We start from the raw sequence: 20,506 nt of genomic DNA on the forward strand, positions 1-20,506 counted from the left end.
TATCGCTCTGTTAATGACGTAGAGGTAGCCCATGAACGCCCCTGGCGAGAGCGCGCCGGTGCCGAGATCCTGTGAAGGACCCGACCGTCATCCACGCCGCCCGGCCTTCGTCATGCCGCGCGGCGCCTGCGACACCCATGTCCATGTCTTCGGTCCGGCGGCGGAGTTCCCGTTCAGCCCGGCGCGCAGCTACACGCCCGAGGACTGCACGGTGGAGGATCTCTTCGCCCTCCACGCGGTGCTCGGCATCGACCGCGTCGTCATCGTCCATGGCGGGGCCCATGGCACCGACAACAGGGCGACGCTCGCCGCTCTCGCGCGGGCGCCCGCGCGCATGCGAGGCGTCGCCGTCATCCCCTCCGGCCTACCGCAGGCGGAGATCGAGGACATGCACCGGCGCGGCATGCGCGGCTGCCGCATGTCGACCGTGGTCAGCGGCGGCGCCTCGTTCGAGCACCTGCCGCGGCTCGCGGCGGAGACGCGCGATTTCGGCTGGCACCTCGTGCTGCATTTCCACCGCGCCGACGAGCTCCTGGACGTCGAGGCCGAACTCACGGCCTGCGGCAGCCCCTTCGTGCTCGACCATCTCGCCCGCATCACTGCGGCGGAGGGGGTCGGTTCGCAGCCCTTCGCCGCCGTCCTGCGCCTTCTCGACACCGATCGCTGCTGGGTGAAGCTCGCCAGCCTCTACAGGCTGTCGTCAGAACCCTATCCGCACCGGGACATGCTGCCGCTCATCCACCGCGTCGTGGCTCACCGGCCGGACCGCATCCTGTGGGGCAGCAACTGGCCGCATCCGATCTGCCCGGTGCCGATGCCGAACGACGGCGACCTCGTCGATCTCGTCCCGCTCTGGATTCCGGACGCGGATCACCGCAGGCTGGCGCTGGTCGACAATCCGGCCGCGATCTACGGATTCGCGGCCGTCGATGACTGAGAGGCCAGAACGATGAGCCTGCGCGATGCGACGTCCGCTTCCCCGGCCACCTTGACGACGACGCTGGCGGGACGGCTGCGCGACGCCATTCTGCGCGGCGATCTGGAACCCGGCTCGAAGCTGGTGCTCGACCGTATCCGGGTGGGCTATGGCGTCAGCCTCAGCCCGCTGCGCGAGGCGCTGTGCCGGCTGGAGAGCGAGGGCCTTGTCGAGGCCGAGGACCAGCGCGGCTATCGCGTCTCACCGGTCTCGGCCGACAACCTCACCGAGGTGATCCGCCTCAGGGTGGAGCTCGAGGGCATGGCGGTTCGGGAGGCCATCCTGCATGGCGACGCGGCCTGGGAAGGGCGCGTCGTCTCGGCGTTGCACCAGCTCAGCCGCTGCGTGCACGGGGCGCGCTCGGCCGAGGAGCAGGAGGTCTGGGAAGCACGGCACCGCGCTTTCCATGCCGAACTGATCTCGGCCTGCCGGATGCCGCTGCTGCAGCAGTTCTGCGAGACCCTGCATGACCAGTCCGACCGCTACCGTCGCATCTTCCTGAAGGACCACGCGCCCGACAGGGACGTGCCGGCCGAGCATGCGGCCATCGCGGGGGCGATGATCGAGCGGCGGGCCGACGATGCGGCGAAGCTTCTGCGCGAACATGTCGAGCGCACCGGCCGCAACATCCAGGCGGCCCTGCGCGGCGCCGCCTGAGCGGCGTCAGGCGGCCGAAGGCTTCAGCCCGAAGGCGTGCCGCAGCAACTGCCAACCGGCCGGCGCGGCAGACCCGTCGGGATAGGCGCCGCCGGCCTGCGCCGTCAGTGTGGCGACGAGGCTCTCCTTGACGCCGAAGACCGCATCGCTTTCGAGCCAGGGATCGCCCGGCATGAACAGATGCGTCACCAGCGTCTCGTGGCCGGGAGCGGCAATGCGAAAATGGATATGGGCGGGGCGCATCGGATGGCGCTTCGTCGCCTCCAGCAACTGGCCGACCGGGCCGTCATGGGGGATCGGATAGCTTGACGGCACGATCGTTCGGAAGCCGAACCGGCCGTTGGCATCGGTGAGAAAGCGGGCGCGGAGCGAGGGCTCCTCGGTGCCCTTCTGGGCATCGTAGAACCCCTCGTCGTCAGAGTGCCAGATGTCGACCGCCGCCCCGGCGATCGGCGCGCCGTCGGACGAGGCGACCTTCCCCTCGACGAAGAGGCGCTCGCCCGGCTCATCCGCCGCGATGTCGGCGCCATTGGGGGTCACGCGGTGCTCGCCGAGATAGAAGGGGCCGAGCACCGTCGTCTCGGTGGCGCCGTCCGGCATGCGGTGATTGATGGCGTCGACCAGCATGGAGATGCCGAGCACGTCGGACAGCAGGATGAATTCCTGCCGCTTGTCGTCGCACATGTCACCGGTGCGGGTGAGGAAGCCGATGGCGGCAATCCATTCCGCCTCGGTGAGCTCCACCTCCTTGACGAAGGCATGGGCATGGCGGACCAGCGCCTGGACCACCTGTTTCAGCCGCGGATCCGGACAGTCGGCGAAGCGGTCGACCACCGCGTCGGTGAGATTGTGTTCGTTGAAGCTGAGCATGGCGGCCTGCTAGCGAACGAGGAGTGTGGACAACGGCGGGAAAATCGCAATGAAGAACAGGGCGATTCCCATTACCGTCACATAGGGCATGGACCCGGCGAAGATGGTCTCGATCCTGACGCTGGGATCTCCCAGTGTCGCCTTGACCGTGAAGACCGAGATGCCAAAGGGCGGCGTCAGCAGCCCCATTTCCACGGCAATGATGGTGACGATGCCGAAATGGATGAGGTCGAAGCCCATGGCCGAGGCGATGGGCGCGCCGATCGGCACCATGATGAGCAGGATCGAGGTGGAATCGAGGATCATGCCCATCAAGAGGATGACGACGACGAAGACGAAGAGGAAGCCGTAGGGCCCGAGGCCGAGATGCTGGACGAAGTCGCCGATGGCATTGGGCACGCCCGCCATGGAGAGCATGCGGGAATAGAGGCTGGCGGCGATGAGGAGGAAGAGGATCGAGGCCGAAACGATGCCCGCCTCCTTCAGCACCCGCCAGAATTTCGGCCAGTCGAGCCGGCGGCGGACGAGGGCGATGATCAGGGCGCCGGCGGCCCCCACGGCGCCGGCCTCGGTCGGCGTGAAGAAGCCTGTGTAGAGCCCGCCGAGGATCAGTACGACGAGGCAGGCGATCGGCACGGACTTGGCCAGCATCTCGGCGGTGCCCATGGCCGGCACGTCGTCGACATCGGACTTGCTGGCATCGACGAAGATCTTGTGCGGCCAGACCGTGGCGTAGACCCAGATCATCGCGGTGAAGCCGAGGGCGATGATGATGCCGGGAATGACACCGGCGACGAACATCTTGCCGATCGAGACCTCGGAGAGCACGCCATAGACGATCATCAGCAAGCTCGGGGGGATGAGCATCCCGAGGATCGATGAGCCCGCCACGGTGCCGGCGGCGAAGCGCATCGTGTAGCCATGCCGGACCATTTCCGGCACCGCCACCTTGGTGAAGACGGCCGCCGAGGCGATGGAGACGCCGGTCACCGCCGCGAAGACAGCGTTGGCCGCCACGGTGGCCATGCCGAGGCCGCCGCGGATGCGGCGCAGCAGCGCCTGCGCCACCTCGAACGTGTCCTTGCCGACATCGGATATCGACACAAGCAGCCCCATCAGCACGAAGAGCGGGATGGTGGCGAAGAGATAGTCCTGGATGCCGGAATAGGTGGCGAGCGCGGTGAAGCGGAAGGCGAGATCGACGTTTTCCCTGATCAGCCAGACGCCTATCGCGCCGGTGCCGATGAGCGACAGGCCGATGGGCAGGCCGAGGACGATGAGCGCCACCATGGCGCCGATGAGCACGAATCCGAGTGTGACGTCTTCCATGGGATCAGCCTTCGGCCGGTTTGCGCCGGCCGCCGATCTCGGCGACGAACAGCATGACATAGGCGATCGCACCGGCGGTGCCGCCGAGAACGATGAGGGCGCGGAAGGGCCAGGTCGGCACCGTGAACACGCCCTGGACGCCGAAGAACTCGCGCGCGGCGAGGGAATTCCACACTCCCGGCCAGCCCGCCCAGGCGACGAAGGCCATGACCGCCGCGCCGATGAGCAGAAATAGCGCCTCAATCGCCCAGGCGAGGCCGGGAGCGCGCCGCGAGAGGATGCCATCGATGAGGAAGTCGGCTCGCGTCATGCGCCTGGCATAGACGGTTGCGCCAATCTGGAGGAACACGATGCCGACGATGGAATGGGCGGCGATCTCGGCGACACCGGTGATCGGCATGGAGAGGAAGGACCGCCCGATCACGTCGGCGCAGATGAGAAGCATCAGACCGAAGGTCCAGACCGTACCGACGGCGGCCATTGCGTCGAGCAGGAACCGGACGGGATCGAAGGGCTGTGGCGCCGCCCCGCGCTCGAGTGCCGACATGTCGATGTCGTCGGACATGGTCTGTCTCCGGATGTCTGCAAGGAAAAATGCGCGCGGGCGCCGGGAGGGTCCCGGCGCCCGCCATTGTGCTCAGGATCAGGCCGAGGCTTCGCGGTCCCAGTCGCGGCCGGGCGTCTGGCCAGCGGCACGGATGGCGGCGAAATAGGCACGCAGAACGTCGCGAGAGGCGGGGCCCGAGGTGTCGGCCCAGGTCTTGGCGATGTTCGGCAGGCCGGTGATCCAACGCTTGCGCTCGGCATCGGAGAGTGTCGTGATGATGGAGCCCTTGGCGACCATCTCCTTCTCGGCCGCATCGATGCGCGAGGACACGTCCGCAATGTGCCTCTGCGTGGTGATCTTGCCGGCATCTGCGACGGCTTTCTGGAAGGCGGCCGGCCAGCGGTCATGACGCTGCTTGTTGGCGGCGATGCCACCGACATACATGGCGCCAGTGTCGCATTTGGTCACGTATTTCGCGACCTCGTAGACGCGGGTCGGCAGGATGCCGACGAAGAAGGAGAGCGCGCCTTCCGACACGCCGGTCTGGATGTCGGTGTAGTAGGTGGTCAGCGCGCCGTCGACCGGGGTGGCGCCGGTGCCGGTCAGCCAGTTCGCCGAGGTGCCCGGGGCCGAGATCTTGCGGTTCCGCAGGTCGTCGAGGGTGCGGATCGGGAAGGTCGACCAGATGTGGTAGGTGTCGGTGATGAACGAGGAGAGCGGCACCATGTTGAGGCCGTTCCAGTTCTGCTTGATGGCTGGAACCGTCTCGTTCAGCGTGTCGAAGGTGCGGGCGATGAGGCCGTGGTCGCCGGTGGTGAAGGGCGTGAAATAGCTGACGTTCTGGAGCGGCATGGTGGAGCCCTCCCAGAGCGTGCCGACATAGCCGATGTCGGTGATGTTGTCGCGCACCGCCTCCATCGTGTCCTGGAATCTGTAGAGCGTGCCGCCATAGGCCTCGCGCCAGTTGACGCGCAGCTGGTTGCCGTTGTCGCGCAGGTGCTTCTCGACCTCCGGCTGGAAGACGTTCTTCATCATCGAGACCCAGAAATTCTGGACAGGATGGCTCGCCGCGATCGTGACATTGAGGGTCTGCTGGGCCGAGGCCCGGATGGAGAAGACGGGCAGTGTGGCCGCGCCGGCAGCGCCGGCCATGAATGTGCGCCTGGTGGTCGTCATCGTCGTTCCTTCCTTGGGGTCGAGGATCGCTGCGATCCTCTGTTTCCTGCTGTTTTAGGTGGCCGGTTGGTCCGGCCTTTCGGTATCGGGGGGCAGGCTAACACCGGCCCCCCAGGCTCATGCAATGGTTCCTAGCGCCCTCAGGATCCGGTCCGGGGTGAAGGGCTGGGCGAGAACCCGCGCGCCGAGGGGTGAGAGGGCGTCGTTGATGGCGTTCATGATGGCGGCGGGGGCGCCGGCCGTACCGGCCTCGCCCGCGCCCTTGGCACCGAGGAGGGATTCCTTCGTCGGCGTCTCGACGTGGCCGACATGCATGTCGGGCATCTCGGCTGCCATCGGCACGAGATAGTCGGCGAGGGTGGTGGTGAGGAGCTGGCCGTCCTCGTTGTAGATGCAGTGTTCGTAAAGCGCGCCGCCGATGCCCTGGACGATGCCGCCGCGCACCTGCTCGTCGACGAGCATGGGGTTAATGACGCGGCCGCAATCCTCGACGCACCAGTGCTCAAGGAGCTTCACCATGCCGGTCTCGACATCGACCTCCAGCCAGCTTGCCTGGATGCCGTTGGTGAAGGCGAAGGGGTATTCCTTGGTGATGAAATGGCGCGTCTGGACGAGCTCGCGCGCCAGATCCTTCGGCAGCGTGTCGCCGCGGTAGTAGACGATGCGGCCGAGCTCAGCGAGCGGCATGCGCACCTGGCCGGTGGCCTTGTCCACCACCTCGCCCATGACGATGTCGAGGCTCGCGGCCTGCGCCTGCAGCATGGCGCCGGCGACCTCAAGGATCTGCTCCTTCAGGGCGATGGCCGATTGCAGGGCCGCCTCGCCGCCGATGCCGGCGCCGCGGCAGGCCCAGGTGCCGCCGCCATAGGGCGTCGTCTGGGTATCGCCGGTGACAACCTTGACCTTGGAGACCGGCACGCCGACGCCGTGGGCGACGATCTGGGCGAGGATGGCCTCGGTGCCCTGACCCTGTTCGGTGACGCCAGACAGCGCGACGAGAGAGCCGTCGGGGTCCATGCGCACCGTGCAGCCGTCCTGCGCCGAGATCTTGGCGCCGCCGATCCCGTACATGAAGGGCGAGGGATTGGTCAGCTCGATGAAGCTGGCGAAGCCGAGGCCGCGATAGACGCCGCGCTTGCGCTGCTCGGCCTGGTCGGCGCGGATTTTCTCGACCGGCACCATCTCCAGAAGCTTGTCGAGGGACGCGTGGTGCGACAGGCCCTCGAACTTCATGCCAGCCGGCGAGGTGCAGGGATAGGCGTCGTCGCGGATGAGGTTCTTCCGGCGGATGGCGACCGGGTCGATGCCGAGCGCCTCGGCGGCGAGGTCGACGAGGCCCTCGGTCACGGTCGTGGCGATGGGGTGGCCGACGGCCCGGTACTGAGAGGTCGGCGCCTTGTTCTGCAGCACCACCGTCGTGGTGCAGCGGTAATTGTCGAAGGCATAGGGGCCGCCGCAGAGGTTGACGACCTGGTTGCCCTCCACGGCGCTGGTGCGGGGATAGACCGAATAGGGGCCGATGCCGGTGAGGTCGTCGATGTCGAAGGCCAGGAAGCGCCCCTCGGCATCGACCGCGAGGCGGCCCTTGATGCGATGGTCGCGGGCATGGATGTCGCTGCCGAAGGCCTCGAAGCGGTCGGCGATGAATTTCACCGGCCGTCCCATGATCTTCGACATGCAGGCGACGGCCATCTCGTCGGGATAGACGTGGACCTTGATGCCATAGGATCCGCCGACATCCTTGCAGATGACGCGCACGTCGCCCTCGGCCATGCGCAACTGCGTGGCGAAGACGTTCTGCATCATGTGCGGCGCCTGGGTCGAATGGTGGACCGTCAGCGTCCCGTCGGCGCGGTTGTAGTCGGCGATGATGGAGCGCGGCTCCAGCGTCACGCCGGTATGGCGGCCGGTGTGGAAGGTGGCTTCCACGACCTTGTGGGCGCCGGCGATGGCGGCCTCGACATTGCCGGTCTCGGCGGTGCGGGTGAAGACGAGGTTGTCGCCGAGCTCGGGATGGATGACGACCGCGCCAGGGGCGAGCGCCGTTTCCATGTCGACCTGGGCCGGCAGCGCATCGAAAGCCACGGCCAGCGCCGCGACGCCGTCCTCGGCCGCAGCGCGGGTCTCGGCGACGACGGCGACGACCGCCTCGCCCTGCCACGTCGCGCGCTCCAGCGGCAGCGGATATTGCGGCGCCGATTTCATGCCCTTGAGATGGGCGAGCACGGCCACCCATGGATCGCAGACCTTGGCGAGGTCGGCGCCGGTGAAGACCCTGACGACGCCGGGAACCGCCAGCGCCGCCGCCGTGTCGATCGAGACGATGCGGGCATGGGCATGGGGCGAGCGCAGGAAGGCTGCGTGGACCAGCCGCGGCAGGGTGACGTCGTCGGTATAGGTGGCGCGGCCCTCGACCAGCTTGCGGGCATTGGGGCGCGGCACGGAACGGCCGATATAGGAGTTCGGCAGGTCCTCGCGAGAGAGCCCGAGGGACTTCGGCGTGACGATCTCGTTCATCAGGCGGCCTCGCTTTTGCGACGCGATTTCAGCACGTCCTCGACCGCGTCGACGATGGCCTGGTAGCCGGTGCAGCGGCAGTAGTTGCCGGAGATGTGCTCGCGGATCTCCTCGCGGGAGGCGTTCGGCGCTTGGGTGAGGATGTCGGCGGCGGTGACGAGCATGCCCGGGGTGCAATAGCCGCACTGGGCGGCGTTGCGGGCGACGAAGGCCTCCTGCAGGTCACGGATCTCGCCGCTGTCCGACAGGCCCTCGATGGTCTCGACCACGGAGCCGTCGAGGCTCGCCGCCATGACGAGGCAGCCGCGCACCGGGTCGCCGTCGAGGCGCACGGTGCAGGCGCCGCAGACCCCGTGCTCGCAAGCGGTATGGGCGCCGGTGAGCCCGAGTTCCGTGCGCAGGAAGTCGATGAGATGGAGGCGCGTGTCGACGCTGCGGGAGACCCGCTCGCCGTTGACGGTCAGGGTGATGTCGATGCGGCGGTTCATGCGGCCTGCTCCGCCGATGCGAGGAAGGTGTCGAGGGCGCGGGCGGTGATGACGCGGGCGAGGTGCCGCTTCAGTTCGGGCCCGCCGTGCAGATCCCCCGGCGGATCGAGATCGTCGGCCAGCGCGCCTTGCGCCGCGGCGATGGTGGCACGCGTGAGCGGAGCCCCGATGAGGGCGGCGGAGGCGCCCGTCGCGATCTCGGCGCCGGAACCGACGCCGAAGAAGACGAGCCGCGCGGCGTCGACTGTGCCGTCCGCCCGCATCGCCAGGACGGCGGCGAGGCCGGCCATGGCGTAGTCGCCGGAGCGGCGCGTCACCTCGACGATGGTCTGGCGGCTTGCCGGTGTCGCCACCGGCACTTCCACGGCCGTGATGATCTCGCCGGGCTGGAGATCGGTCGTGAACAGGCCCTGGAAGAAGTCGGCGGCGGGCACGCGGCGCTCGCCGCCCCGCGAGGCGACGACGATCGTGGCATCGAGGGCCACCACGCAGGCCGGCAGTTCGGCGGCCGGGTCGGCGAGCGCCAGGCTGCCGCCGATCGTGCCGCGGTTGCGGATGGCGGGATGGGCGATGAGCGGGGCGGCCTCGGCAAGGATCGGGGCATGGGCGGCGACGAGCGGGTCGCGGCCGAGTTCGGCATGGCGCGTCAGCGAGCCGATGCGCAGCGTCGCGCCCGCCACCGACACGCCGCGGAGCGCCGCGATCCGCGTGATGTCGATGAGGCCCGAGGGCTCCGACAGGCGGAACGACAGCGTCGCGAGCAGGCTCTGCCCGCCCGCCAGGATCTGGGCCTCGGGTCCGGCGGCGTCGAGCACCTGCCAGAGTTCATCGAGGCTTTCGACGCGGGCATAGCCCATCGCCGGCCACTTCATGGTACGTCTCCTCGTCGAGGCCGGCTGTGTTGCCTTGCGGCGCAGCGGTCCGTATTCTTTAATTGGTCAAATGATCAACGACGGGCGGGGCGTGAGTCAAGGGGCTTCCGCCGGCCGTTCGACCCGGGGGAGACGCATGGCGGACGGCATGGCCCTGACCGCGCGACGCAAGCGGCTGGCGCCCGAGGCGCGGCGCGAGCAGATCGTCGACGCGGCCGTCTGCTATTTCGCGGAGGTCGGCCTCGCCGGTACGACGCGGGATCTCGCCAAGCGGGCGGGAATCACCCAGGCGCTGCTTTACCAGTATTTCGGCAGCAAGGCGGAGCTGCTCGAGGCGGTGTTCGCCCGTGTCTATCTCGACCGGATGTCGCCGCACTGGCCCGGACTGATTACCGACCGCCGCCGGCCGCTGCGCGAGCGGATACTGACCTTCTACGCGGAATATGCCGGCGCCATCTTCTCCTATGAATGGCTGCGCATCTTCATGGCGGCCGGCCTTGCCGGCGAGGCGCTGAACCGCCGCTATCTCGACCATGTGCGCGACGTGCTGCTGGCGCCGCTGCTGGACGAGATCCGCTTCGCCGCGCGACCCGATGCTCAGCCGGAGATGGAGGACCTGTGGAACCTCCACGGCGGCATCATCTATCTCGGCATCCGCCGGCACATCTACCATCTGCCCACGCCGGACGACGTGATGCCGGTGATCGAGCGTGCCGTCGACCGCTTCCTCGCCGGTTTCGCCATCGGCCAATGATCCGCCGGCTCCACCAGCAGGACCGCCCATGACCGTACTCTTCGCCATCCATGCCGTCGACCGCGCCGGCGCCCTGCCGGTGCGGCTCGCCCATTACGACGCCCACAAGGCCTTCCTGTCCGACACGGCGGCGTTCGGCGTGCGCATCGTCATGTCGGGGCCGCTGATGAGCGACGACGGCAAGGCGATGATCGGCAGCCTGTTCCTCATCGAGGCTCCCGACCGCGCCCATGTCGAGGCTTTCAACCAGGCCGATCCCTTCCACTCCGCCGGTATCTGGCAGAGTGTCACCATCACGCGGTTCCTGCGGCGCCAGGGCTGACGACGGCCGATGGTCAGCTGATCACGGAGGGACTCGTGCGGCCGGTGAACCGCGAGACGTCGGCGACCTGCATGGCGAGAGCCTGGACTTGGGCGAGCGCCTCCGCTGGCAGGCGCCGGTGGTCTTCGCCACGCGGGGCGAAACGCTCCAGATAGACCCGCAGGGTGGCGCCGCGCGTTCCCGTTCCCGACAGGCGATAGACGATGCGGGCCTCGTCCGCGATGATCTGGACGCCCTGCCGGGTGGCCATGGAGCCATCCACCGGATCGGTATAGGCGAAGTCGTTGACCTCGGTGACGGTGAGCCGTCCCGCGAGGTCGGCTGCGAGAAGCGGCATCCGGCGCCGCAGCGTCTCCATGAGATCCTCGGCGGCGGCGGCATCCACCTCCTCGAAGTCGAGCCGCTGATAATAGTCGCGCCCGTGGGCCTGCCAGTGGTCGCGCAGGATCTCGGCGACGGGCTGCCGCCGTTCGGCGAGGATGTTGAGCCACATCATCACCGCCCAGAGGCCGTCCTTCTCGCGGACGTGGTTCGATCCGGTGCCGGCGCTCTCCTCGCCGCAGATCGTGATGAGGCCGGCCTCGAGGAGGCTGGCGAAGAATTTCCATCCCGTCGGGGTGACGTGACAGGGCACACCGAGGGAGGCTGCGACGCGGTCGAGTGCACGGCTCGTCGGCATGGAGCGGGCGACGCCGGCGAGGCCGCCGCGATAGCCGGGGACGAGATGGGCGTTGGCGGCGATGACCGCGAGGCTGTCGCTGGGCGAGACGACCAGGCCGCGGCCGACGATCAGGTTGCGGTCGCCGTCGCCGTCGGAGGCGGCGCCGAAATCGGCCTGGGCGCGGCCGGCGACGAAGTCCACGAGGTCCGCGGCATGGTGCGGATTGGGGTCTGGATGCAGGCCGCCGAAGTCGGGCATCGGGATCTGGTTCATCAGGCTGGCCGCGGGCAGGCCGAGGCGGCGCTGGAACAGCTCGGTGGCGTAGGGGCCGGTCACGGCATGCATCGCGTCGAAGCGCATGGTGAAGCCCGACCGGAAGAGATCGGCGATGCGGTCGAAGTCGAACAGGGTTTCGAGCAGCGCGACATAGTCGGTGACGCCGTCGATCACCTCGATGAGGCAGCCGTCGACCTGGTGGCGGCCGTCACGGTCCAGCGCGATGTCCGGCATGTCGGCGATTGCGTAGTGCGAGGTCGTGCGGGTGCGCCGGTGGATGGCGTCGGACACGGCAATGGGGATGGGACCACCATGGGCGGCGTTGATCTTGATGCCGAAATCGCCGTCCGGGCCACCGGGATTGTGACTCGCCGACAGGATGATGCCGGCCTTCGCCCGGCGTGCGCGGATGAGGGCCGAGGCGGCCGGCGTCGACAGCAGCCCGCCACGGCCGACGACCACATGGCCGACCTTGTGGGCGACGGCCATCTTCAGGATGGTCTGGATGGCCTCGTCGTTGAAATAGCGCCCGTCGCCGCCCACCACCAGCGTCGCGCCGGCGACGTCGAGCTCGGCGAAGACCGCCTGCATGAACAAGGCGACATAGTGGGGCTGCATCGCATGGCCCGTCGGCTTCCTCAGGCCCGACGTGCCGAGGGTCTGGTCGAGATAGGGGCTGGCATCCACGGACAGGATCACATGCATCTCCAAGGTGGCGGCAGGTCTTCGGTCGTCGGCTGCCGCGCCGACGCTGCGCCATAGCACTGCAAGGTCGATGAACCCTAGCTGAAGTCGGGACCTCGACGACAGGACCTTGAGCGGATGCCGATGGGATCGACGGTCGTCCCTGCCGGCTTCAGGCCGCCGGGTGGCCCTCCGCCGCCGCGACGCGGGCGAGATAGACCGTCTGGGTGTAGCGCCGGTCGAGCAGCGGGTTGTGGAAGGTCACCGGCTCGGCCCAGGCCTCGGCGAAGACGCCGGCGAGCCTCTCGACGAAGGTCGGGTCGGGCATGGCGTCGGACCACAGGCCGAAAATGCCGCCGGGCCGGATGTGGCGCGCCACTGCCGCGAGGCCCTCGGGCGTGTAGAAGCCGGTGCTGCGGCCATCGAGGAGTTCGTCGGGGGAGTGGTCGATGTCGACCAGAATGGCGTCGAAGAGCCGGTCGGGCACCTCGGGGTCGAGGCCGGTGCGGCTCGCCGCCAGGGCGAAGAAATCCCCCGCGACGAAGCGGCAGCGCGGATCGCCGTGGAGCGCCGTCCCCATCGGCAGGAGCCCGGCCCGGTGCCAGCCTATCACCGGTTCCAGCATCTCGACGACGACGAGCGAGGCGACGCCCGCATGGTCGAGGACGGCTTTGGCGGTATAGCCGAGGCCGAGGCCGGCGACGGCGACATCGGCTGGGCCGCCGGCCAGGCTGGCGAGGCCGAGATCGGCGAGCGCGATCTCGGAGGCGGTGAAGAGGCTGGACATCAGGAACTCGTCGCCGAGCTTGATCTCATAGACGTCGACATCGAGCCTGTGCTCGCGCCGCCGCCTGAGGCTCAGGGCGCCGATCGGCGTCTCCTGATAGTCCAGTTCCTGGAAAAAGAGGCTCAACCCATGCATCCCGCTGCGCCGCCGTCCATGCGACAGCCGGGCGGACCCTAGGCCCAAAGGGCGGCCAAGGATACCGCGCCGTCCGGTGTCAGGGCTGATCCGTCCCGTCTTCGGCCTTGCGGGCGATGATGAAGGTGCGGGGGTCCCAGCGCTTCGATCCATGGCGCTCCGCTGCGAGGACCGCGTAGCCGGCAACTGCCAGTTCTGCTTCGAGGTCACTGGCGGAGAATGTCGAGACGAAAGGCGCCTTGCCGATAGCGCGCATGAGCGGAATGGCGAGGCGGATCAGCAGGTTCATCTCGGCGAGAGCCGGCGTCTTGGTGATGAGGAGGCCGCCGGCCTTGAGCCGGTGGCGGATGGCGCGCAGGGTCGCGGCACGATCGTGCACCAGATGCAGCAGGTTGAACGCCAGAACGGCATCGTAGCCGCCGTCGACCTCCGGGCTCGTTTCCGCAGTTCCGACCGCGAAGTGGGCGTCGATGCCAGGCACCGCCTGCGCCTTCTCCCGGGCGATCGCGATCATGGCCTCGGATAGATCGGTCGCGACGATGCGGCGGATGCCGGGAGCGATGGCCAGCGCGGTGGTCCCGGTGCCGCAACCGATCTCCAGCACGACGTCCGAGGATGTGAGCAGGCCGCGTGTCCGATCGACGCTCCGCTCGTAGCCGGCCATGTCGGCAATGCGCCCCGCGGCGTATTTTGGGGCGATCTTGTTCCAGAACGCAGCGTCTCGATCGATCAGGGTCATGTTGTCCTCTTCTGGACGGGGCATAGCATATGCGCTTGCGCATCGAATTGCGCAAAAGCGGACAAGTGATATACGGATTTCCATGGTATCGGTGGACTGGAACCAGCTACGCGCCTTCGCCGCGACGGTCGATTGCGGCACGCTGTCGTCGGCGGCGCGGCGACTTGGGCTGACGCAGCCGACCCTGTCGCGCCAGATCGCTGCGCTCGAAACGAGCCTCGGTGTCGCCCTGTTCGCGCGGGTCGGCAAGCGGCTGGTCCCGACCGAGGCGGGCCTCAGCGTGATGCACCACGCCCGGACGATGGCCTCGGCCGCCGATGCGATGGCCCTGGCGGCTGCGGGACAGGCGCAGGAGGTGGCCGGCAGGGTGACGATCTCGGCCACCGATGCCATCGCCGCTTATCTCCTGCCCGACATTGTCCGCGCGCTGCGGCAGACGGCGCCGCAGATCACGCTGACGATCGTCGCCTCCAATGCGCTCAGCGATCTGAGGCGGCGGGAGGCCGATATCGCCATCCGTCACGTGCGGCCGCTGGAGCCCGACCTGATCGCCCGGCTGATTGGCGAGATGCCGGCCCATGTCTATGCGGCGGCGGCGTGGCTGGAAGGCCGCGATCGGCCCGCGACGCTGGCCGAGCTCGGCAAGGCCGGCATGCTGGCTTTCGAGCCGGCCGAGAGCTTCGCCGCCCATCTCGCGACGATCGGCATTCCGGCGCAGGTCGAGGATTTCCCCATCGTGTCCGAGAATGCGGTCGTGCTCTGGGAGATGGTGCGGCAGGGGCTCGGCATCGGGATCATGCTCGAGGCGGTCGCAAAGCTGACGCCGGGCATGGTGCGGCTCGCGCCGGACCATGCCGGCATCCAGGTTCCCATCTGGCTCGTGAGCCACCGCGAACTTCACACCAGCCGTCGCGTGCGCGTCGTCTTCGACACCATGGCCGAGGTCCTCGCGCGCCATGTCCGCAAGGGCCGGTCGGTCCGCCGGTCAGAGGGTCTCTGACCGCAGAGAAAGGCTATCCGTGATTGCCGGCGTGTCGGTGGGGCGGGCGTTGCCCGGGCGCACCTGGTCGTCGATCCCGCCCGGTGGGGGTGCCGGGCGGGATCGGGACGGCGACGCCTCAACTGTGTCCGTGCGAACCCGGCGCCGCGTGGCCGCGGGTCTTCCAGAGCGAGAAGACCACGCCGCCTGCGATGAGCGACAGGGTGACGCCGAGCGAGATCGCGGGATCGAGTTTGCCGACGATCTGGTTCCAGAAGATCTTGCCGCCGATGAAGATCAGGACGATGGCAAGGGCATATTTCAGATATTCGAAGCGGTGGACCATGGCGGCCAGGGCGAAGTAGAGCGCGCGCAGGCCGAGGATCGCCATGATGTTGGCGGTGAAGACGATGTAGGTGTCGGTGGTGATCGCGAAGATGGCGGGCACCGAGTCGACCGCGAAGACGAGGTCGGCGATGTTGATGACGACCAGCGCCAGGAACAGCGGCGTGGCGAAACGCACCATCTTGCCGGTCACCGGGTCGGGCTGGGTGACGAAGAAGCTGGAGCCGTGCAGTTCCTTGGTGATGCGCATGCGCTTCGACAGGAAGCGGATGACGGGGTTGGCGGAGACGTCCTGCTCGCTCTCGCCCATCATGAGCATCTTGATGCCGGTGGCGATCAGGAACGCGCCGAAGATGTAGAGCACCCACTCGTACTGCTGCACGAGCGCCGCGCCGAGGGCGATCATGATGCCGCGCAGCACCAGGACGGCGAGAATGCCCCAGAGCAGGGCGCGGTACTGGTACTTCGCCGGGATGGCGAAATAGCCGAAGATGATGGAGATGACGAAGACATTGTCGATCGACAGGGCCTTCTCCAGCGCATAGCCGGTGAAATACTCGATGCCCGAGGTCGGCCCCATGGACCACCAGATCCAGACGCCGAACACCACGGCGATGGCGATGTAGAAGGCCGACAGGATGAGGCTTTCGCCGACGCCCAGTTCCTTGTCGGTCTTGTGGAGCACGCCGAGGTCGAAGACCAGCAGGGCGCCGACCAGAATGAGGAAGATCAGCCAGAGCCATGTGGCCTTGCCGAGAAAGTCGCCGGTCAGAAACGAGACGAGCAGTTCCATTGTGAACCCTTGCGTGGTCGCGCCGCGCGGCCACCGCGCGGGTGGCCGGGACGTCGGAGATATCGGTTGTCTTCTCTGCTCCCCGTGATCCCGGCCGTCACTTGGTCCGGGGTCTCGGCGAGCCATTCAATCTGCCGGGTGGGGGTTCAGGCCCCCGCCGGCAGGTGTCGTGTCGATGCATGCGTCGGTCTATCGCCCGTTCCGTGTCTCAGTGGGAGAGCAGCACAGGCAGCGGCGGCTGCGAGACGATGGTCTTCGTCGCGCCGCCGAGAATGAAGTCGCGCAGGCGCGAATGGCCATAGGCGCCCATGACGAGGAGGCCGAGCCCATGGGTCGCGGCGTAGTCGCCGAGTGCCTGGCCGATCGGCCGCCCGGCGGCGTCCTCCTCGTCGAGGATCGCCGTGATCCCGTGGCGGGCGAGGTGGCGCGCCAGTTCCGCGGCGGAGCGGTGCGTCGGGATCGTCTTCTCCCGGGTGACGGTGACGATGCGCACGGTCCTGGCGCGCGCCAGGATCGGCAGGGCATCGGCGACGGCACGTGCCGCCGGGCGGCTGAAGTCCCAGGCGATGCCGACGGCATCGAAGGCGGCGGGGGTGACGGCCGCCGCCGCGGCCGGAAAGACCAGGGTCGGGCGGCCGGAGCCGAAGATGACGCTCTCGACGACGTGGTGCTGGAGGCCGGATTCCTCACCGACCGGGATCACCGTCATGTCGCGCATCCGGGCGAGTTCGGTGACCAGGGTCGCGAGCTGCGAGCTCGGGCAGGATTCGACGACATGGTCATGGGCGACGCCGCGCCGGCTGGCTGCGGCCTCGAAGACGGCGATCGTGGCCTTGGCGCCGGCCTCGCTCTTCTCCCGCTCGGCGGCGATCATGCCCGGCAGATCGAGCAGGCTCTTCGCCAGCACATTGCCGACATGCGGCAGTTCGATGTGCACGGCGAGTGCCGCGATCGACGCGTCGAGTGCGGCGGCGATGCCCACCGCCCCCTCGATGGCGGCGACCGGTGTCGCCTCCGGGTAGCTGTTCAACGGGAACAAGAGGTCCTTGAAAGCCATCTCATCGTCCTTGTTTTGACCTGAACGTCCCGCCTGAGGCGTCGGGCCGCACCCCGGGAGGGCCGGGAGCGGGCGGAATATGGGCTTGATCGATCATCGAAAAAAGCAGATTGTTTGCGCTGATATGATCGAAAAAAACTGCGAATGACAAAGGGCTGCCGGTGCTCAATTACAAGCAACTGAACTATTTCTGGCAGGTCGCCAAGGCCGGCAGCATCGCAAGGGCCGCCGCCCAGCTGCGCCTCGCGCCACAGACGATCAGCGCCCAGATCGGCACGCTGGAGGAGGCGCTGGGCGCCAAGCTGTTCCGCCGCGTCGGGCGTGGCCTCGAACTCACCGCCGCCGGCGATCTGACGCTGTCCTATGCCGACGAGATCTTCCAGATCGGGCGCGAGCTGGAGGCCAACCTGCGCAACCAGACCAACAGCAAGGATGTCCTGTTCAGGGTGGGGGTGGCGGACGTGGTGCCGAAGTCGATCGCCTATCGACTGCTGGCACCGGCCCTCGCCGGCGGGGCCCGCGTCCGCCTGATCTGCCGGGAGGACAAGCTGGACCGGCTGTTCACGGAAATTGCCACCCACAAGGTCGATCTGGTGATCGCCGACCGGCCGCTGCCGCATGCCCTCGGCGTCAAGGGGCAGAGCTACTCGCTCGGGCGCACCGCTCTCGCCTTCTTCGCGACGGCCGAGCTTGCCGCCCGCTACCACCCTGGTTTTCCACGCTCGCTGCACGGCGCCCCCATGCTGCTCCCCGGCGACGGCTCCACCATGCTGATGGGGCTGACGCGCTGGTTCAGCGACCATCAGATCGAGCCGCACATTGTCGGTGAATTCGATGACAGCGCGTTGATGAAGGCCTTCGGCAAGGCCGGCACCGGGATTTTTCCCGCGCCGGCGATTCTGGCGGACGAGATCCAGGAACAGTTCTCCGCTTCGATGATCGGCCTCGCAGAGGGCATCGCGACCCAGTACTACGCCATCTCGGTCGAGCGGAAGCTGAGCCACCCTGCGGTTGTCGCCATCAGCGAGGCGGCGCGGGCCGAGGAGGCCCGCTGAGCCTCCTCCGGCGGGGTCGGATCAGGCCTTGCCGATCAGACGCCGACGGATCGTGGCGTCACAGGTCCGGTGCCAGTGGTGCGCCAGCCCGGTCTCGAACAGGAAGTCCTGGCCGGGGAAGCGCAGGTTCTGGGTGGCTGTGCCGGTGATCGCGTGGACCTCGCCGAAGGGCCGGTCAACCGCCTCCCAGACATTCGCCTTGGAGCCGTTGGTGAGCATGATCGGCCGGTCGAGGTGATCGGCGTGGACATGCAGCAGCTGCGGCGAGGCGGTGTCGACATCGGCGACGATGGCCAGCGGCATGCCATCGAACCAGACGTACTCGCGCACAGTCGTGCCGTTCGATCCGGCGACACTGGAGATGCTGCGAGAGGAGACCGACAGGTGACGGCGCCATGCGCCGCTCACGCCGGAAGGCTTCTTCTGCTCCAGAGCCCGAGTGCCGCGAGTGCTACCGCCGAGACCACGATCAAAGCGAGCGTCGCGTCGGGCACATAGTAGGTGGTGTAGATTTCCCACCCCATAAGACGCAGCGCCTGCGAGGCGGCGGTCGGCGTGCCCATCAGGTGACCGCCGATGGAGCCGGTGATGGCAAGCAGGAGGCCGCCCAAGCAGCCGAGACCCAGCATGACCCATCGGGTCACACCTTCCCATATCGCCGGTCCCTGCAGCCAGCGGGTGACGAGCAGCAGAGTCCAGTAGGCGACCGTCCAGGCGGCAGCGAGCACGTGGTTGCGCCCGAGAGGGCTGGAGAAGGTGGCCTCCATGGGCCAGACCAGCAGGCCGACGGCAAAGGCGGCGACAGCCGACAGGACACCGAGAGACAGCAGCGGCACCAGGGCCCGGTCGGTGGCAAGCGCCAGCGGCCCGTCGGAGAATGCCCTGAGGGCGATCACCAGTGTTGCGGTCACCAGAAGCGCGATCGGAAAGTGGACGACGACGGCGTGATAGGGACCCATGGTCATGCACCTTTGCGGCCGAGAAGCGTGTTGAGGGCGAAGCCGAAGCCGGCGATCAGGAGGATGCCGGCGAGCAGGGTGAGGGCCCACTGGCGCTGGATGGGACCGTTGAACTCCATCTCGATCCCGTAATGGGCCAGCTGGTCCTCGCTGTGACGGTAGCGCACCGGCACCCCGGCCCTGACATTGCTGGCCCCAGCATGGCGGGTGCTGTTGATCAGCGCCCAGTTCACTTGGCCGGGATAGAACAGCGTGGCGTTGAGCGGCGGCTGCTGCCAGCCGGGCGTGTCACCTTAGAAGCGGGTGGCCTGGATGGTGGCATCGCGTCCGAGCCCGAGGGTCACCGGCAGCGACACGTAGTGCCAGCGGCCGCCGGTCGCCTCGCGATGAATGGCGAAGGCGAGCTGGTAGAGGCCGCGCTCGACGAAGATCTTGTCGTCGCGCGGATTGCCCGTATCCATGCGACGGCTGAGCGTCACCTCCCAGAAGCCGTCGGTCCAGCGCGCCCGGCCACTGACCGCGATGTCGGCCCGCGATCCCTGGCTCGTCCGCAGGATGCGCCGCGGGATGGTATCGCCGTCGCGCCACGCGAGAGCGGGATCGAAGGGCACCGCCTCGTCCTCGCGCAGGGCGTAGACGTCGTCCTGCCCGATCCGGCCCTGGACGATGGCGTCGAAGTTGAGTGCCGAGCGCTCGACCCGGGCCGGATTGAACATGAGCCGCGGCTGTCGCTTGGCGGAATCCCAATTGGTGGTGTACGCGCCGCGGCCGGCGTCGCTCAGCCTGCCTGCCGCCACCATCTGGTCGTCGGCCACGCCCATCGGGTTCGAACGATTGGCGCGCCAGTGCCAGAGATCGAGAAAGTAGCCTGCCGAGATCAGCGCCTGCTGCTCGGCCTCAGGCAGGGTCGAGGCCCAGTCGTTGATGTTCGAGCGGGTCCCCGGAAGGTATTTGGTGCCCTCGTCGAGCCCAAGCCGCTGGCCGAGATAGGGATGCGCTTGCACCTCGCGGCCGGGCACTTCATTGGCGGTTCCGGCAAGCCGGTGGCCGATCGCGACATAGCCTCCATACCGGCCGAATTCCGGCACGCGGCCATCATCGACCATCATCGCGACGCGGTCCTCATGCAGCCCGTCGGGCTGGGGACCGGCAACGGTGGCACCGCGCACGACCCAGGCCTTGCCGTCATACCGTAGCACGTCGTGGAAGATGCCCGGGCGGGGCGATGGCCAGCGATAGCGGAAGAAGATGGTGGTGCCGTTGTAGGCCGCCTGCACCTGCAGGGGCACGGTCAGCGCCTGCGGAATGGAGATATGGCGCGCGGGGTCGTTGTGCACGACGCCCCTGCCGTGGGTGAGCCAGGACACGCCGAGGACTCCTATGAACAGGGCCACTGCGGCATAGATCGCTGTTCGTCTCATGTCTCTCTCCCCGCAGCATGCGCCAGTGACGCAGCCGTTGTTCTCATCGTTGGTCAGCGGCAAGTATTCGGCCGGCCATATCGCCCGCGAGGGGCACTACAACGATC

The 20,506-nt window shown here is 67.9% G+C and carries 22 protein-coding genes; 6 read left to right on the top strand and 16 right to left on the bottom strand.

Features of this window, described 5'->3' with window-relative positions; genetic code table 11:
* The first annotated feature begins 31 nt into the window (after positions 1-31).
* Positions 32-937 carry an amidohydrolase family protein gene (locus tag Q8O26_RS02750; RefSeq protein WP_305573235.1) on the top strand — a complete coding sequence of 302 codons (906 nt, stop codon included), beginning with the start codon at positions 32-34 and terminating at the stop codon, positions 935-937.
* Positions 938-949: 12 nt separating this feature from the next.
* The gene (locus tag Q8O26_RS02755; RefSeq protein ID WP_305573237.1) at positions 950-1,633 is read left to right on the top strand and encodes a GntR family transcriptional regulator; all 684 of its coding nucleotides are present in this window, start codon (positions 950-952) and stop codon (positions 1,631-1,633) included.
* 6 nt (positions 1,634-1,639) lie between these two features.
* On the opposite strand, the gene Q8O26_RS02760 is transcribed toward Q8O26_RS02755, so the two are convergent.
* The 7 genes from Q8O26_RS02760 to Q8O26_RS02790 form a co-directional block, all read right to left on the bottom strand.
* On the bottom strand, positions 1,640-2,503 hold the full coding sequence (locus Q8O26_RS02760) for an intradiol ring-cleavage dioxygenase (protein WP_305573239.1): 864 nt from the start codon (positions 2,501-2,503) through the stop codon (positions 1,640-1,642).
* Between the two features lie 9 nt (positions 2,504-2,512).
* Entirely contained in the window at positions 2,513-3,832 is a 1,320-nt protein-coding gene (locus Q8O26_RS02765; protein ID WP_305573241.1) for a TRAP transporter large permease, read from the bottom strand.
* A gap of 4 nt (positions 3,833-3,836) precedes the next feature.
* Entirely contained in the window at positions 3,837-4,397 is a 561-nt protein-coding gene (locus Q8O26_RS02770; protein ID WP_305573243.1) for a TRAP transporter small permease subunit, read from the bottom strand.
* A 78-nt stretch (positions 4,398-4,475) separates the two neighbouring features.
* Positions 4,476-5,555 carry a C4-dicarboxylate TRAP transporter substrate-binding protein gene (locus Q8O26_RS02775; protein ID WP_305573245.1) on the bottom strand — a complete coding sequence of 360 codons (1,080 nt, stop codon included), beginning with the start codon at positions 5,553-5,555 and terminating at the stop codon, positions 4,476-4,478.
* A 117-nt stretch (positions 5,556-5,672) separates the two neighbouring features.
* Positions 5,673-8,072: a xanthine dehydrogenase family protein molybdopterin-binding subunit gene (locus Q8O26_RS02780; RefSeq protein WP_305573247.1), complete on the bottom strand. Its 2,400-nt coding sequence runs from the start codon at positions 8,070-8,072 to the stop codon at positions 5,673-5,675.
* Positions 8,072-8,560: a (2Fe-2S)-binding protein gene (locus Q8O26_RS02785; RefSeq protein WP_305573249.1), complete on the bottom strand. Its 489-nt coding sequence runs from the start codon at positions 8,558-8,560 to the stop codon at positions 8,072-8,074. Before Q8O26_RS02785 ends, Q8O26_RS02780 begins: the two co-directional genes overlap by 1 nt.
* Complete coding sequence (locus Q8O26_RS02790) at positions 8,557-9,432, bottom strand: xanthine dehydrogenase family protein subunit M (protein WP_305573251.1); 876 nt, start codon at positions 9,430-9,432, stop codon at positions 8,557-8,559. Before Q8O26_RS02790 ends, Q8O26_RS02785 begins: the two co-directional genes overlap by 4 nt.
* Before the next feature lie 136 nt (positions 9,433-9,568).
* Here Q8O26_RS02790 and Q8O26_RS02795 point away from each other — a divergent pair, with 136 nt between their 5' ends.
* Positions 9,569-10,186 (top strand): TetR/AcrR family transcriptional regulator, encoded by a 618-nt coding sequence (locus Q8O26_RS02795; protein WP_305573253.1) that lies wholly within the window; start codon positions 9,569-9,571, stop codon positions 10,184-10,186.
* Positions 10,187-10,214: 28 nt separating this feature from the next.
* Positions 10,215-10,508 (top strand): YciI family protein, encoded by a 294-nt coding sequence (locus Q8O26_RS02800; RefSeq protein ID WP_305573255.1) that lies wholly within the window; start codon positions 10,215-10,217, stop codon positions 10,506-10,508.
* Positions 10,509-10,521: 13 nt separating this feature from the next.
* On the opposite strand, the gene Q8O26_RS02805 is transcribed toward Q8O26_RS02800, so the two are convergent.
* From Q8O26_RS02805 to Q8O26_RS02815, 3 genes are all read right to left on the bottom strand, one after another.
* Complete coding sequence (locus Q8O26_RS02805; RefSeq protein ID WP_305573257.1) at positions 10,522-12,144, bottom strand: alpha-D-glucose phosphate-specific phosphoglucomutase; 1,623 nt, start codon at positions 12,142-12,144, stop codon at positions 10,522-10,524.
* A gap of 157 nt (positions 12,145-12,301) precedes the next feature.
* Entirely contained in the window at positions 12,302-13,042 is a 741-nt protein-coding gene (locus Q8O26_RS02810; protein ID WP_305573259.1) for a spermidine synthase, read from the bottom strand.
* Positions 13,043-13,130: 88 nt separating this feature from the next.
* Positions 13,131-13,790 (bottom strand): class I SAM-dependent methyltransferase, encoded by a 660-nt coding sequence (locus Q8O26_RS02815; protein ID WP_305573261.1) that lies wholly within the window; start codon positions 13,788-13,790, stop codon positions 13,131-13,133.
* 82 nt (positions 13,791-13,872) lie between these two features.
* Here Q8O26_RS02815 and Q8O26_RS02820 point away from each other — a divergent pair, with 82 nt between their 5' ends.
* Positions 13,873-14,790, top strand: a complete 918-nt coding sequence (locus tag Q8O26_RS02820; RefSeq protein WP_305573263.1) for a LysR family transcriptional regulator — start codon at positions 13,873-13,875, stop codon at positions 14,788-14,790.
* A gap of 118 nt (positions 14,791-14,908) precedes the next feature.
* Here the strand turns inward: Q8O26_RS02820 and Q8O26_RS02825 are convergent, their stop codons facing one another.
* Both Q8O26_RS02825 and Q8O26_RS02830 read right to left on the bottom strand, forming a co-directional pair.
* The gene (locus Q8O26_RS02825; protein ID WP_305573265.1) at positions 14,909-15,907 is read right to left on the bottom strand and encodes a TerC family protein; all 999 of its coding nucleotides are present in this window, start codon (positions 15,905-15,907) and stop codon (positions 14,909-14,911) included.
* A 208-nt stretch (positions 15,908-16,115) separates the two neighbouring features.
* The gene (locus Q8O26_RS02830; RefSeq protein WP_305573267.1) at positions 16,116-16,964 is read right to left on the bottom strand and encodes a universal stress protein; all 849 of its coding nucleotides are present in this window, start codon (positions 16,962-16,964) and stop codon (positions 16,116-16,118) included.
* Positions 16,965-17,125: 161 nt separating this feature from the next.
* Here Q8O26_RS02830 and nhaR point away from each other — a divergent pair, with 161 nt between their 5' ends.
* Positions 17,126-18,019, top strand: coding sequence for a transcriptional activator NhaR (nhaR, locus tag Q8O26_RS02835; protein ID WP_305573268.1), 894 nt, complete (start codon positions 17,126-17,128; stop codon positions 18,017-18,019).
* 21 nt (positions 18,020-18,040) lie between these two features.
* Here the strand turns inward: nhaR and Q8O26_RS02840 are convergent, their stop codons facing one another.
* The 4 genes from Q8O26_RS02840 to Q8O26_RS02855 are packed head-to-tail and all read right to left on the bottom strand — an operon-like array spanning position 18,041 to position 20,399.
* Positions 18,041-18,427: a hypothetical protein gene (locus Q8O26_RS02840; RefSeq protein WP_305573270.1), complete on the bottom strand. Its 387-nt coding sequence runs from the start codon at positions 18,425-18,427 to the stop codon at positions 18,041-18,043.
* Complete coding sequence (locus Q8O26_RS02845) at positions 18,424-18,978, bottom strand: hypothetical protein (protein ID WP_305573272.1); 555 nt, start codon at positions 18,976-18,978, stop codon at positions 18,424-18,426. Before Q8O26_RS02845 ends, Q8O26_RS02840 begins: the two co-directional genes overlap by 4 nt.
* A gap of 2 nt (positions 18,979-18,980) precedes the next feature.
* Positions 18,981-19,211, bottom strand: coding sequence for a hypothetical protein (locus Q8O26_RS02850; protein WP_305573274.1), 231 nt, complete (start codon positions 19,209-19,211; stop codon positions 18,981-18,983).
* Positions 19,212-19,271: 60 nt separating this feature from the next.
* On the bottom strand, positions 19,272-20,399 hold the full coding sequence (locus tag Q8O26_RS02855) for an ethylbenzene dehydrogenase-related protein (protein ID WP_305573276.1): 1,128 nt from the start codon (positions 20,397-20,399) through the stop codon (positions 19,272-19,274).
* Positions 20,400-20,506: the final 107 nt, after the last annotated feature.

Origin of the sequence: Phreatobacter sp. (assembly GCF_030691135.1) — a bacterium.
Taxonomy (GTDB): Bacteria; Pseudomonadota; Alphaproteobacteria; order Rhizobiales; family Phreatobacteraceae; genus Phreatobacter.